This window comes from Gammaproteobacteria bacterium (genome assembly GCA_027296625.1).
In the GTDB taxonomy this organism is placed as follows: Bacteria; Pseudomonadota; Gammaproteobacteria; order JAKEHO01; family JAKEHO01; genus JAKEHO01.
In genome coordinates this window covers 22,210-36,138 of the sequence record JAPUIX010000158.1, presented here as the reverse complement: position 1 = coordinate 36,138, position 13,929 = coordinate 22,210, and the positions used below count along the sequence as shown (strand labels likewise).

At 53.5% G+C, this 13,929-nt stretch carries 11 protein-coding genes; 10 read left to right on the top strand and 1 reads right to left on the bottom strand.

The window, feature by feature from the left end:
• Positions 1-2: 2 nt before the first annotated feature.
• Entirely contained in the window at positions 3-1,202 is a 1,200-nt protein-coding gene (dapC, locus tag O6944_09480) for a succinyldiaminopimelate transaminase (protein MCZ6719366.1), read from the bottom strand.
• Positions 1,203-1,540: 338 nt separating this feature from the next.
• Between dapC and leuB the strand changes: the two genes are divergently transcribed.
• From leuB to folC, 10 genes are all read left to right on the top strand, one after another.
• The gene (gene leuB, locus O6944_09475; protein MCZ6719365.1) at positions 1,541-2,614 is read left to right on the top strand and encodes a 3-isopropylmalate dehydrogenase; all 1,074 of its coding nucleotides are present in this window, start codon (positions 1,541-1,543) and stop codon (positions 2,612-2,614) included.
• Positions 2,615-2,691: 77 nt separating this feature from the next.
• Positions 2,692-3,714, top strand: a complete 1,023-nt coding sequence (locus O6944_09470) for an aspartate-semialdehyde dehydrogenase (protein MCZ6719364.1) — start codon at positions 2,692-2,694, stop codon at positions 3,712-3,714.
• Between the two features lie 196 nt (positions 3,715-3,910).
• Entirely contained in the window at positions 3,911-7,138 is a 3,228-nt protein-coding gene (locus O6944_09465) for a hypothetical protein (protein MCZ6719363.1), read from the top strand.
• A gap of 132 nt (positions 7,139-7,270) precedes the next feature.
• The gene (locus O6944_09460; GenBank protein MCZ6719362.1) at positions 7,271-7,945 is read left to right on the top strand and encodes a hypothetical protein; all 675 of its coding nucleotides are present in this window, start codon (positions 7,271-7,273) and stop codon (positions 7,943-7,945) included.
• Complete coding sequence (gene truA, locus O6944_09455; protein MCZ6719361.1) at positions 7,942-8,739, top strand: tRNA pseudouridine(38-40) synthase TruA; 798 nt, start codon at positions 7,942-7,944, stop codon at positions 8,737-8,739. Before O6944_09460 ends, truA begins: the two co-directional genes overlap by 4 nt.
• A 90-nt stretch (positions 8,740-8,829) precedes the next feature.
• Positions 8,830-9,480, top strand: coding sequence for a phosphoribosylanthranilate isomerase (locus O6944_09450; protein MCZ6719360.1), 651 nt, complete (start codon positions 8,830-8,832; stop codon positions 9,478-9,480).
• Between the two features lie 112 nt (positions 9,481-9,592).
• Positions 9,593-10,717 (top strand): tryptophan synthase subunit beta, encoded by a 1,125-nt coding sequence (gene trpB, locus O6944_09445; protein ID MCZ6719359.1) that lies wholly within the window; start codon positions 9,593-9,595, stop codon positions 10,715-10,717.
• Between the two features lie 54 nt (positions 10,718-10,771).
• The gene (gene trpA, locus O6944_09440) at positions 10,772-11,578 is read left to right on the top strand and encodes a tryptophan synthase subunit alpha (protein ID MCZ6719358.1); all 807 of its coding nucleotides are present in this window, start codon (positions 10,772-10,774) and stop codon (positions 11,576-11,578) included.
• A 68-nt stretch (positions 11,579-11,646) separates the two neighbouring features.
• Positions 11,647-12,507: an acetyl-CoA carboxylase, carboxyltransferase subunit beta gene (gene accD, locus O6944_09435; protein ID MCZ6719357.1), complete on the top strand. Its 861-nt coding sequence runs from the start codon at positions 11,647-11,649 to the stop codon at positions 12,505-12,507.
• A 54-nt stretch (positions 12,508-12,561) separates the two neighbouring features.
• Positions 12,562-13,911, top strand: coding sequence for a bifunctional tetrahydrofolate synthase/dihydrofolate synthase (gene folC / locus O6944_09430; protein ID MCZ6719356.1), 1,350 nt, complete (start codon positions 12,562-12,564; stop codon positions 13,909-13,911).
• Positions 13,912-13,929: the final 18 nt, after the last annotated feature.

Here is a 13,929-nt window from a genome sequence, read left to right as displayed (position 1 = left end):
ATTTATGAGGTATTAATGTAATCCCGAATCCGCACAGCAGCTTCCACACATTCGTCGAGCGGTGCGACCAGTGCAATCCGTATACGGCGGTGTCCAGGATTCACCCCGTTAGCCGTTCGTGAAAGGAAACTCCCCGGCAGAACAGTTACATTTTGACGCTCGATGAGTCCGTATGCAAAGTTAGTGTCATCGATGGGAGTTTCTGGCCATAGATAAAAGCTTGCTTTGGGCCGGTGTACCTTCATTACGGGGGTCAGGGTGTCCAGCACTGCCTCGAACTTTTCTCGGTACAATGCCCGATTATGTCGCACGTGTTTCTCATCCTGCCACGCGAGTAAACTGGCGGCCTGTGTATAGAGTGGCATGGCGCAGCCGTGATAGGTGCGGTACACAAAAAACGCCTGGATAAGCTGGGCATCACCGGCTACAAAACCCGAACGCATGCCTGGGGCATTGGAGCGTTTGGAAAGACTATGAAAGACTATACAGCGTTGGTAGTTAGTACGTCCGCTTACTGCAGCGGCGTGTAGAAGTCCGACAGGGGGATCGTCCTCAACCAGGTAGATCTCTGAATAACATTCATCCGAGGCAATAATAAAGTCAAATTCATCAGCGAGCTCAAGCAGCGCCGAATACGTGGCGGTGTCTATTACGGCACCTGTCGGGTTACCGGGCGAGCAGAGATACAATAATTGGCATCGTTGCCAGACTTCTTCTGGCACCGCTTGGAAATCGGGAAGGAACTCATGCTCTTCTACGCAGTTCATATACCAGGGTTCTGCCCCGGCTAACAGAGCTGCGCCCTCATAGATTTGATAAAAAGGATTGATTATCACGACAACTGGACGCTCTTGCGTGTTGTCAACGACACATTGAGCGAAGGCAAACAGGGCTTCCCGTGTTCCGTTGACCAGTAGAACGTTTTGATCGCCACTTAGGCTACCTGCAGGAAGTGAAAACCGGGCTATTAGCCAGTCAGCGATGACGGCACGGAGTTCCACATTGCCACGTATCGTCGGATACGTTGCCGTAGTCTCTAGATGCTCGATCATGCTTTCCGTTATGAACCGTGGCGTCGGATGTTTAGGTTCACCGATCGAAAGGTTGATCGGCGGTTTTCCCTCCGGGGGTGTGACGTTCTTTATAAGCTGGTTAAGCTTCTCAAACGGATACGGCTGCAGTGCGGAAAGGCTGAGGTTCATCGAACCGTTTCTTTACCCCGGATGGGTGCAAAACGCGCGTAGTATAGGCTATCCAAATATGCTCTCCAATCGCACGTGCCCGAAGCTGTAAACCGAGCAAGCCAAAAAGTGTGTCTGGACCGAGCGTCAGAAGCCGGTATTGGCGGGCGGCTGTCTGCGAATTAGTCGGTTATTGAGCGCTGCGGGGAACCCAAGCGCGATGGTGAGCAGATTAGGGCATTGTCGCTTGCGCGGTGAAACAGCAATGGTTCGGTGTGTTTTCTTATCAACCCTTGGAGTATCCTTACTCACTTTTTAGGTGGCGTGTCGGCGGACACCATTCGATTGTTGGTGAAACGATGAAAAAAGTACTTGTGCTTCCAGGCGATGGGATCGGGCCGGAAATCGTTGCCGAAGCCGTTAAGGTGATTGAGACGCTCAAGAGCGGCCACGGTCTTGACGTGACCCTCAGTCAAGGTCTTGTGGGGGGTGCTGCGCTTGATAGTGTAGGCGATCCGCTGCCAGCGGAAACAATTTCGCTCGCGCGAGGCTGTGACGCCATACTATTGGGGGCCGTGGGCGGATCGAAGTGGGAGTCGCTGGACGCATCGATGCGGCCGGAAAAGGGGCTATTAAGGCTGCGTTTTGATCTTGGCCTGTTTGCGAATCTTAGACCAGCCATCCTTTATCCAGAGCTTGAGGCGGCCTCGTCCCTAAAACCTGATGTAGTGGCAGGCCTTGATATCCTAATTGTTCGCGAGCTGACAGGTGGGATCTATTTTGGCGAGCCACGTGGTGTCGAGGTCTCGGAGAATGGCGAGCGCGTGGGCTTAAATACGCTGATTTACCGAGAGTCAGAAATTGAGCGCATTGCCCATACGGCGTTTAGTATTGCCTTGACGCGCAAGCGGCGGGTGTGTTCAGTAGATAAAGCCAATGTGCTGGAGAGCTTACAGCTGTGGCGCGAAGTTGTTGACGGTATTTCGCACGACTATCCGAATGTGCAACTTACCCACATGTATGTGGATAATGCAGCAATGCAGCTGGTCCGCCAACCAAAACAGTTTGATGTGATTGTGACGACCAACCTGTTTGGCGACATTTTGTCTGATCTTGCCTCGATGTTGAGTGGGTCAATCGGAATGTTGCCATCGGCGTCAATCGATGAGAAGAGTAAGGGGTTGTATGAGCCGATCCACGGGTCGGCGCCAGAAATTGCGGGGCAGAATACGGCAAATCCCTTAGCCACCATACTTTCCGTGGCGATGATGTTGCGTTACACGCTCTCAGAGCCACAACTTGCCGGGCGGGTCGAGCAGGCGGTTCGCTCCGTGTTAGGCAGGGGCATGCGTACACCAGACATCTACTCGCCCGGAACGCGCAAAGTAAGCACGCGAGAAATGGGTGATGCCGTTGTTGCTGCGTTGGGCTGAGAAGATAAGCGATCGGTTGCTTAATGATATGACACGCTCAATATTAGGTTGGTAGTGAGAAGGACTGATCAAGGAATATGACTCGCAAGTTTAATGTTGCTGTGGTAGGTGCCACCGGTGCAGTTGGCGAGGCGATGGTGTCGATCCTAGTGGAACGCGATTTTCCGGTTAACGAACTCTATCTGCTTGCAAGCGCTCGATCTGCCGGTACGAAGATAGATTGCAAGGGCCAAGAGTTGGCTGTCCAAGAGCTCGAATCCTTTGACTTTGTTGGCGTTGACATCAGTCTATTCTCAGCGGGAGCATCCGTCTCCGATGTCCATGCTCCAAGAGCATCGGCGGCGGGGAGTGTTGTCATCGATAACACATCGAGATTTCGCTACGAGAAAGACATTCCTCTGGTTGTTCCAGAAGTGAATGCGCATGCGATTGCTGGCTACAGAAACCACGGCATTATTGCAAATCCGAACTGCTCAACAATACAGATGGTTGTAGCGCTTAAGCCTATCTACGATGAGGTTGGCATAGAGCGGATAAATGTTTGTACATATCAGGCGGTGTCAGGGACTGGTAAGGAGGCAATTGAAGAGCTTGTCGCCCAAACAGCAGCACTACTTAATGGGAAACCGATTAAACCCTCAGTATACCCCAAACAAATTGCCTTTAATGTTCTGCCGCACATCGATGGGTTCCAGGACAACGGGTACACGAAGGAAGAGATGAAGATGGTGTGGGAGACGCAAAAGATTTTCGATGATGAGCGCATCAAGGTGAACCCAACCACAGTGCGCGTGCCCGTATTCTATGGTCATTCTGAAGCAATTCATATCGAGACACGCGAGAAGATTGCGGCCGATGATGTGCGAAAACTCTTAGCCACGGCACCAGGCGTCGTCGTGCTGGATGGACGTCAGAATGATAGTTATCCAACCGCTGTGACCGAGGCGTCAGGTTGTGATGCCGTCTACGTGGGGCGCATCCGGGAGGATATCTCTCATCCTAGGGGAGTGGACCTGTGGGTCGTCTCCGACAACGTGCGGAAAGGGGCGGCACTAAATAGTGTTCAAATCGCTGAAATTTTGGTAAAAGACTACTTATAAACTATATTTAAGGTGTAATTGTAAAGCACATTCGAAGTCTTGTGGCTGCTTGGAGACCGCGAGCGCTAAAGTCCCGGTTCCGGGGGAACTACGTAAGCGACGTTCGCCGGGCTGGGCCCTATCCGGTGCTCAGCAATGCCTGGGCCAAGCTCCGCAGATCTTCTTTGTTCGGGAATTTAAGCAGAGTTTACGACCGATGAAACGGATACTGGTTCTGGTCCTGGCTGTGTCAGCCTTCAGTGTGCCCAGCGTGATTCAGGGGCTCGGGCTGGGCGAGCTAGAGCTTAATTCGGCCTTGAATCAATCGTTTGATGCCAGGATCGTATTGTTGAAGGCAAAACCCGATGAGCTCGATAGCCTCACTATTGGGCTCGCCGACATGGACGCCTTTAGAAAGGCGGGTATCGACAGACCGTTCATCCTCTCGAAGCTCCGTTTCGCAGTAATTAGCAACGAGACAGGACCTGATTACATCCGGATCACTTCCCCTGAGCCGATCCGCGAGCCGTTTCTCGACTTTTTGATTGAATTGAATTGGTCAAGAGGGCGTCTGTTGCGTGAATACACAGTGCTCCTCGATCCACCGGTGTATGAGGCGACCGTCGAGGTTGCCGAGTTCGAGGCGCCTGAAGCGGCTGCCGCACCGACTCGTGAGGCGCCAAGCTATGCAGCGCCGGTGGAAGCGCCGAAGATGGTTGAATCGAGGCCCTCACCGCCGGCACCATCGGCACCTGATATCAGTCACGACGTCCAGTATGGCCCCGGCCACATTCCTGATTACGCGCCGCACCCGGCGGCTGTGGATGGTGAATACGGTCCCGTGATCGCCGGTGATACGCTCTGGTCGCTGGCAAAGCACTTCCGTCCTGACACTTCAGTGAGTGTGCAGCAGATGATGCTGGCACTGTTGCGTGCGAATCCGAACGCCTTTTCCCGTGATAACGTCAATGGCCTCTACAAAGATCATATCCTGCGGATCCCGGATCGGGACGAAGTGACAGCACTTAACAAGGCTGAAGCCCTAGCGGAGGTCAAGGGACAGTATGCCCTCTGGGATGAATACCGCCAGACTGTTGCAAGCACGGCGGGTCCACGTACCGTTGGCGCCGGCGCCATCGAAAAGCCAGGTACAGAGGCGGCGGCCACGCCCGACGAAGTTACAGAGGAATCGGAGCTCAAACTGGTCAGTCCGTCAAAGGAAGGCGTCGGCACGGTCCAGCAGGTCGCTGAAGCACCAGCGGATGGAGCCCCGGCGGCGGAGCTTAGTAAGAAATTGGCCTTGGTCAATGAGACGGTCGAGGCGCTGCGGCAAGAAAATGTAGAGATCAAGAATCGCCTAGAAGAGTCGGAAGAGTTGGTGATCGACTTGCGGCGCCTGATCTCGCTTAAGGACGATCAGCTCGCTGCACTGCAGGCTGAGTTGGCGAAGCGACAGGCTGAGCCCCCGCCGCTTGCGCCTGAAGAGCTTGGAGAAGTTGCGAAGGTGACTGAGACTTCTCCGTTAATGGAAGAGGCAGGTTTGGAAGAGGGCGTTGAAGAAGAAGTTGTTGTCGTATCTGGGCCGGAGTCTGAGGCCGGGACATCAGCAGGGCCCATGGCAATGGTGCAGGAAATCCTGGGCTCCGTTAAGGATGTCATTGTAGGTTTTGCCGACACGGCGCGCGGGTATTTTGACGCCGCCAAAGGGTTTGTGATGGGCAACACGAGGACAATGCTCGGGGTTGCAGGTGGTTTGGTCTTGTTGCTCCTTGGTTATGCGGTCGTTGTGCACAGACGTCGGCAGGCCGAGGCTGCGGAATTGATCGAGCTTCCAGGTTTTGCCGATGAGGATTTCGGCGAGACGGTAGAGCTGGAGGAAATGGAAGAGGTAGTGGATGTGACGAAAGCCGAAACCGTGGCGCTGGATGCAGCCGAGATGCCCAAGCCGGCCACCTCCCCGCCGGCTGAAGAGGCTTCTCCGGTGGCCACGGAGGCTGCGCCGTCCGGCGAGGCGGAAGAGGATCCGCTCGCTGAGATTAATATTTACTTGGCCTACGAACGATTTGACCAAGCAGAGGAATTTGTCAAAGCTGCGATGGAAAAATCGCCCGATCGGCACGAGTACAAGCTGAAGTTGCTAGAGGTTTATTACGCTGCAAACAACAAGAAAGCGTATGAAGAATACGCTCGCGAACTGCGCGATGCTGTCGGTGGAGAGGGACAGATTTGGGAGATGGCTGTGGCTATGTGGCAGGAGATGTCACCGGACCGAGCGTTATTTGAAACACCCAAACCTGGGGAGGAAGACGTAACGCCGGTCGTGGAGCTGCTCGGGGGAAGCACCGGCTCGGATGTGCTTGATATCACGCGTGATGAAGTGCCCATTGTCACTGATACCACTGTGACGTTTGCCCCCAAAGGAGAGGACACGTTTGACGATACCGTAAGTGAACGTGCCGCAGCGGGTGAAGCCGAAGAGGATGCGGTGCTCGACTTTGAGTTGGATGTGTCCGATACAACGGAGCCAGGGATTGCGCAGGCACATGAGGTGCTGGATCTGACACGCAGTGGTGAGGTGGAAAGTGAAGAAGAAGTCTTGGATCTTACGGTCTCGGCTGGCGAAGCCGCTGATGTGGGCGAAGAGATGGTAGACGTTACAGGGGGCACGCAGACCGAGGAAGGGATTAAACCGGTGCTGGAGATCACCGCAGGACAGCTAGACGAAGATGATGAATCGATGTTGGATATCACCGCGAGTAGTGCCGCAATGATGTCGAAGGGAGAGGATCTGCTTGATGTGAGCCTGACAAGCGAAGGGACCTTGGATACTCGTGAGGACTTGTTGGATGTGACGTCTACGAGTGAAGCGGACGAAGAGATCAAAGATACTGCCGGAGCAAGTGATTTCAGTACTATCGAGTTTGAAGTTGGCGGATCGGAGGTGGGTGGCGCAGAAGAGGAAGCGGCAAAAGACGCCGACGTCTTTGATATCTCTTCCCCTGGTGGGGACATTGACGCCGCTGAGGAAACCCACGAAGACAATGTGATGGAAGTTGACCTAAGCGATGCTGGCGGTGCGGATGAACCGGAACCCGCATCTGAAGCACCTTCTGGACAGGGCTTAGATTTTGAACTGGTCGATATGGAGGACACCCGTCCTACTGAGGCGGCGCCTTCAGAGTCCCTGTCGGAGGACACTGTTCCGATTCTGGCAGCGGAGACGGAAGAAGAGCCGGAGTTTGCGGATACCGTATCCATACCGCGCGTGCCGGACGCGGAACAGCAAACCGCTGCCGACGAAGCAGCAACTAAACTTGATCTTGCCAAGGCCTATATTGAGTTAGGCGATTCTGATAGCGCCAAGACAATTCTTGATGAGGTCGTAAAAGAGGGAACAGAAGAACAAAAGCAGGATGCTCAAGAACTTCTGAAACAAGCGACTTAAGCACGTAGTGTTAAGCCCCTAATCGTGGGCGGCTGTTGCCCTTTGCCAATTCTTCGAGTAACCATATTGTCAGTGTAATTGCGCCTCTCTTCAAAATAGATGTGAAGCTATCAGGGCGCGCGAAAAGTCATCATGCATCCTGTAGCCCGTATTTTATGTGTTCTCGTACTCGCTGCTTTTTTATCAAGCGGCGACGTGCAAGTACTGGTTGCCGCAGCACTCCTGCTAGCGTTCGGGTATGGCGTAACGGATAAAGCCAGTTTTCGAGCGATAATGCGTCCCCTCTGGCGGATGCGTTGGTTGCTCCTCGGTGTCATGATCATCTATTTGTGGTTGCCGACAGGCGTTACCACCGGGACCGGCGGTCAAACATCGATGCAACATGGTCTGATACTCGGGGTGGAACGGGCGTCTGCACTTGCGTTGCTGATTATCGCCGTGAACCTTCTATCCAAAACCACCTCCCGGGAGCAATTGCTAGCGGGGATCTATTGGCTGGCGAAGCCATTGGGGTGTCTTGGCATCCCGCGTGAGCGACTCGCACTGCGCCTTGCGTTAGTTCTGGACTTGGTCCCGAGGGTTCAAGAAAGGCTTGCTCAGTATGTGGTTGCAGCGAAATTCAGAGACAACCCAATCTCAGCCATGAGTCAGTCCGTCTCTCAGTTGATGTGCTCGGTTTTGAATGAGGCAGAGGAGGCGCCACTGGATAATATTGAAATAGGCGACTTTTCTCATCCGACGTGGGTGCAATGGATGTATCCTCTTGGTTTGGCGTTCGTGCTGGGGGTAATCAAATTCAGCGTATGAGGATTGCACTGGGTATCGAGTACGACGGTACACGTTTTTTTGGGTGGCAGATCCAGAACGGTACGCGTACCGTTCAGGCATCTGTAGAGGAAGCCTTGTCCAAGGTTGCTGACCACATCGTTAAAGCGCAATGTGCGGGTCGTACGGATACGGGCGTTCACGCCTGCAATCAAATTGTGCACATTGATTCGCGTGCGGTTCGCGATATGCGCTCCTGGATTTTCGGCACAAACTCGAATCTTCCAAAAGATATTAGCGTGCTATGGGCTAAAGAGGTTGGTGGTGATTTTGATGCCCGCTTCTCCGCGATCGGACGAACGTATCGCTATGTCATATTGAATCGTACAGTGCGCCCGGGGCTCTTAGATAGCAAGGTGGCTTGGGAATGCAGGCCACTCAATGAACAGCGGATGTTAGAAGCTGCATCACATCTCGTCGGAGAGCATGATTTTACGTCGTATCGGTCACAGGCATGCCAGGCGAAAAATCCCGTGCGCACAGTGCACCGGTTAGACATCTGTCGAAGGGACGATCTAATTGCCGTCGACATTGAGGCCAATGCCTTTCTACACCATATGGTGCGAAACATCGTCGGTGTCTTGACGGCAATTGGCCTCGATAAACAGAATCCAAGTTGGGCGAAAGATGTCCTGGCAGCACGTGACCGAACGGTAGGCGGTGTCACTGCTCCCCCAGAGGGTCTCTATCTCATGGAGGTGCGATACCCTGAACGATTTAATATTCCCCGGGCGGTCATCAATTCCGGATGGCCCGAATTGTCGCCACTGCGGTGACGTCAGCATGGGCACAGGCACTGTGTTTTCAGGGACCCGTAGCAGTTCGACAATGGATCTAGGACTTGTTGGGAGCTCGCGTTGGAAACAATTCAAAAGCATGATTCGCAGAACAGTCACCGTGTAAAAGTCAAGATCTGCGGGATCACCCGGTCAGATGATGCGCAGAGCGCCACAAATCTGGGAGCGGATGCTATTGGGTTGGTCTTCTATCAAGGAAGTCGCCGTGCGGTCACCATCCAGCAGGCGCTGGATATCGTGCGTGTCTTACCGCCGTTTGTAAGCAGGGTTGGACTGTTTGTTAACGCTGATCCAGAGGAGATTGAGGCAATTCTTAAGGAGGTACCGCTCGATGTACTGCAGTTTCACGGAGAAGAAAGCTCAGAGGCATGCCGACGGTATTCCAAACCCTATATTAAGGCAGTTAGAATGCAAGACGGTGTCGATCTTGCGAGCATAGAAACGCAGTATGCTGAATCATGTGCCTTGTTGCTCGACACCTACAAGGAGGGTACCCAAGGTGGCACGGGCGCGTCATTTGACTGGGCAATCGTGCCTAAGGGTCTCAGCAAACCCATCATCATCGCGGGTGGCTTGACGCCGGAGAATGTGGGGCGAGCAATCGCTGAGGTTTCTCCGTACGGCGTGGACGTCAGCGGTGGAGTCGAATCCAGTCACGGGATAAAAGATGCGGCTAAGATAGCGGCGTTTATGCAAGGAGTATCCAATGCAAATCCGTAATGTCGGCTTGCGCTCGCGCTCGGTTGCTGATGTGTCTGTGAGCTCCACCGATCTGCCCGATGCGCAAGGCCACTTCGGGCCTTATGGGGGTCGATTTGTGGCGGAAACGCTTATGGGCCCCTTGGAAGCGCTCCAAGAAGCCTATGAGTACTATCCACGCGATCCGCAATTTATCGCCGAGCTGGATGAAGAGCTACGTCACTATGTTGGCCGTCCATCGCCCCTGTATCACGCAAAGCGGTTATCGGAGCAGTATGGTGGCGCTCAAATCTACCTTAAGCGCGAAGACCTCAATCATACGGGCGCCCACAAGATCAATAATACCGTGGGACAAGGGCTCCTCGCGCGACGCATGGGGAAAACCCGAATCATTGCGGAGACCGGTGCCGGACAGCACGGTGTGGCGACTGCAACAGTGGCGGCGCGATTGGGTCTTCAGTGTGTGGTCTATATGGGTGCGCGTGACATCCAGCGCCAGTCCATCAATGTTTATCGCATGAAATTGCTGGGAGCTGAGGTGGTGCCCGTCGAGTCGGGCTCAAAAACATTGAAAGACGCTTTGAATGAGGCGATGCGTGATTGGGTGACCAATGTTGATGATACCTTTTACATTATTGGGTCTGTTGCAGGGCCACATCCCTATCCCGCCATGGTGCGTGACTTCCAGGCGATCATCGGCCGCGAGGCGCGTCAACAATGTCTTGAACAGACGGGACGATTGCCAGATGCGCTGGTTGCCTGTGTGGGAGGCGGCTCTAATGCGATCGGCCTGTTTTACCCATTTATCGGCGACTTGCAAGTTGCCATGTACGGCGTTGAGGCGGCGGGTGATGGAATTGATACCGGCCACCATGCGGCATCCTTATGTGCCGGACATCCTGGCGTGTTGCACGGTAACCGAACCTATCTCATAGAAGACGACAATGGCCAGATTTTGGAAACGCATTCCATAGCCGCTGGTCTTGATTACCCCGGTGTCGGACCCGAGCATGCCTGGCTTAAGGACACAGGACGTGCTCAGTATGCTGCTGTCAATGACGAAGAAGCGCTTGATGCCTTCCATGTGCTGACACGCGCAGAGGGAATTATTCCTGCGCTCGAATCAAGTCATGCTGTAGCCTTCACCGCGAGATTGGCGCCAGAGTTGGGAAGAGACGCTATTATTCTGATCAATTTGTCGGGCCGCGGGGATAAGGACATACAGATGGTTGCTGAACGAGAGAGCATTCACCTCTAAGTCGCATCTTCGTCAAATTAATGCAGGAAAGACTAATTCATTTGCTAAGGTAGAATGAGTCGCATCAGTCGCTGTTTTGATGGTCTGCGTGAGAGCGGTCGAAAGGCATTGGTGCCTTTTGTTACGGCCGGCGATCCCGAACCATCATGTACGGTACCGCTCATGCATGCCATGGTGCGTGCAGGCGCGAACATGCTAGAATTGGGTGTCCCGTTTTCGGATCCTGTGGCTGATGGTCCCGCAATCCAGCGATCCAGTGAAAGGGCGCTCGCCCACGGAGTGAGCTTGCGGGATGTGATCAATATGGCGAAGACGTTTTCTGATCGCGACACCAATACACCAGTAATATTGATGGGTTATCTTAACCCAATTGAAGTCATGGGATATGAACGCTTCGCAAAGGCTGCACAGGCTGCGGGCGTGGATGGTGTATTGACAGTCGATCTTCCGCCGGAGGAGGCAGATGAATTGACGGCTGCGTTAACAAGTCATGATATAGATCCTATTTTTCTTCTGGCGCCGACCACCAGTGATATACGTCTTGAACTAATTTGCCGGGCAGCGCGTGGATTTCTGTATTACGTCTCACTTAAAGGTGTGACAGGCAGCAACCGCTTGGATGTATCGGATGTGGCCGTTAAAGTCAGCCATATCCGGAGCAAGACGGAGTTGCCTGTTGGAGTTGGGTTTGGCATAAAGGACGCGGAAGCGGCCGCACGCGTGGCCGCGTTCAGTGATGCAGTCATCGTTGGGAGCGCGTTGGTTGAAAGGATGGGTGCGCTGGCTGAGCAGTTGGACAAGATTGAAGGAGAGGTGATGACGTTCCTTAATGGGCTGCGTCGCGCAATGGATGCAGTGTGAAGGTGTAACACCCTGTTTCACACCGACATGTGTTAGCATGCTGCCTGAAATGAAGCGTTAGATCTGTTATGACTTGGCTGGACAAATTACTGCCCCGTCGCATAAGGACCAACGGGACGACCCGACGCACTGTTCCAGAGGGCGTCTGGACGCAGTGTACAGCGTGCAACGCAGTCCTCTACCGTGCGGAACTGGAACGCAGTCAGGAAGTATGTCCCAAATGTACACATCACATGCGCATCAGCGCCCGCGGACGACTTGATCATTTTCTCGACAAGGAGCCTCGCTCAGAGATCGGTGCCAAGCTTCGGCCGGTTGATGTTCTCAAGTTTCGAGATAGCAAGAAGTACAAGGATCGCTTACACCAAGCGCAAAGGAAGACAGCCGAGAACGATGCACTGGTGGTCATAATGGGACGGGTGAAGGGTCTGCCCTTGGTAGCCTGCTCCTTTGAAATCGACTTCATATGTGGTTCGATGGGATCTGTTGTAGGAGAGCGGTTTGTACGGGCAGTGAATACCTGCATGGATAACGATATTCCACTCGTATGTTTTTCGGCAAGCGGCGGAGCAAGGATGCAAGAAGCGCTCATATCGCTAATGCAAATGGCTAAGACCAGTGCGGCATTGGCTGCGCTAAGCCGCGTCCGCATACCATACATTTCGGTTCTCTCCAATCCCACCATGGGAGGTGTCTCGGCGAGTCTCGCCATGCTAGGTGACATTAACATCGCCGAACCAAAAGCTTTGATTGGGTTTGCTGGCCCACGAGTGATTGAGCAAACAGTGCGGGAAACATTGCCCGACGGTTTTCAGCGCAGTGAATTTCTTCTTGAGCACGGCGCTATTGATTCGATCGTCGATCGTAGAGATATGCGCGATCGAATTGCGTGTTTACTATCGATGTTGACCCATCAGCCACTGCACTGATTGACTACTGCTCTCATCAACGCTGCTTCTTCTGACTTTGCATTGAGATTCCGAGTGGCACTAGACCAGACGACACAACACTGGCCAGTCGCAGGCTGTTCATCCGAGTTGAATGGTTCGCCGCAGAAGCGATTTGACAGTTTATCTGACTGGCTTGATTGGCAGGAAACGCTGCATGTAAAAGACATCGAGTTGAGTCTTGAACGTGTCCGATCAGTTGCTCAAGCGATGGGCTTGTTTAAGCCACCGTATACGGTCATCAGCGTAGCCGGTACTAATGGTAAGGGATCAAGTGTTGCACTTATTGATGCCGTACTAACTGCGGCGGGATATAAAACCGGCTGTTACACCTCACCTCACTTGATCTCATACAACGAGCGTCTCCGAATTAGCGGTAAGAATGTCTCTGATGAAGCCCTATGCGACGCATTTGATCGCATCGACCGCGCGCGAAACGGTTTGACCCTGACCTATTTTGAGTTTGGGACACTGGCTGCTTTTGACATCTTCCAGCGAACCGATATCGACGTTGGCATCTTTGAGGTGGGATTAGGGGGAAGATTAGATGCAGTGAACCTTTTGGATGCTGATGTCGCACTGGTGACGGCTATCGATATAGACCACATAGATTGGTTGGGCAAGGATCGTGACTCTATTGCTCGAGAAAAGGCAGGGATCTTCCGGCATGGGACACCCGCGATCTGCTCGGATCCGAAGCCGCCTCAGAGCCTCATCGATCGCGCCGCGGTGCTGCAATCGCCGTTGTTCTGCATAGGCCGTGATTTTGAGTACGTGGTATCGGATAATGACTGGACTTGGCACTACGATTCCGTCACCTACGCTGATCTCCCCAAGCCCAAGCTCTGTGGTGACCACCAGTTGCAGAACGCGGCTGGGGTCCTCATGGTGTTTAAACTCATCGCAGAGAAGCATCCCATAAATAATAATGCCTTGAGAACAGGTCTTAAGGCACTCGAGCTTCCGGGTCGCTTTCAGGTGATTCCAGGTGCTATTCAATACGTGCTAGATGTAGCACATAATCGCCAGGCGGCTAGGGTGTTGGCGCAGAACCTCACTGGATTGCCTCGAGCTAAGACGACGCATATTCTGATCGGGATGCTGAGAGACAAAGATCGCCGTGCGGTATTTCAGGAACTTCGTGATGTTGCAGATGTCTGGCATGTAGCGACGCTTAATACGACACGAGGCGCAGGGAGTGAGATCCTGGCCAAGGAGTTGACTGAGTTGGGCGTATCGAAGCCTATTGTTACCTATGGGAGTGTGGCTCAGGCTTTTGCCGATGTTGTGTCTGTGGCGAGTTCGGGCGATCGCGTGCTCGTAACGGGGTCGTTTCTCACTGTGGGCGAGGTCATGCGGGGGCTTGCGCAACGCCTAAGTACATAGGGTGCTCTATTTGATGGA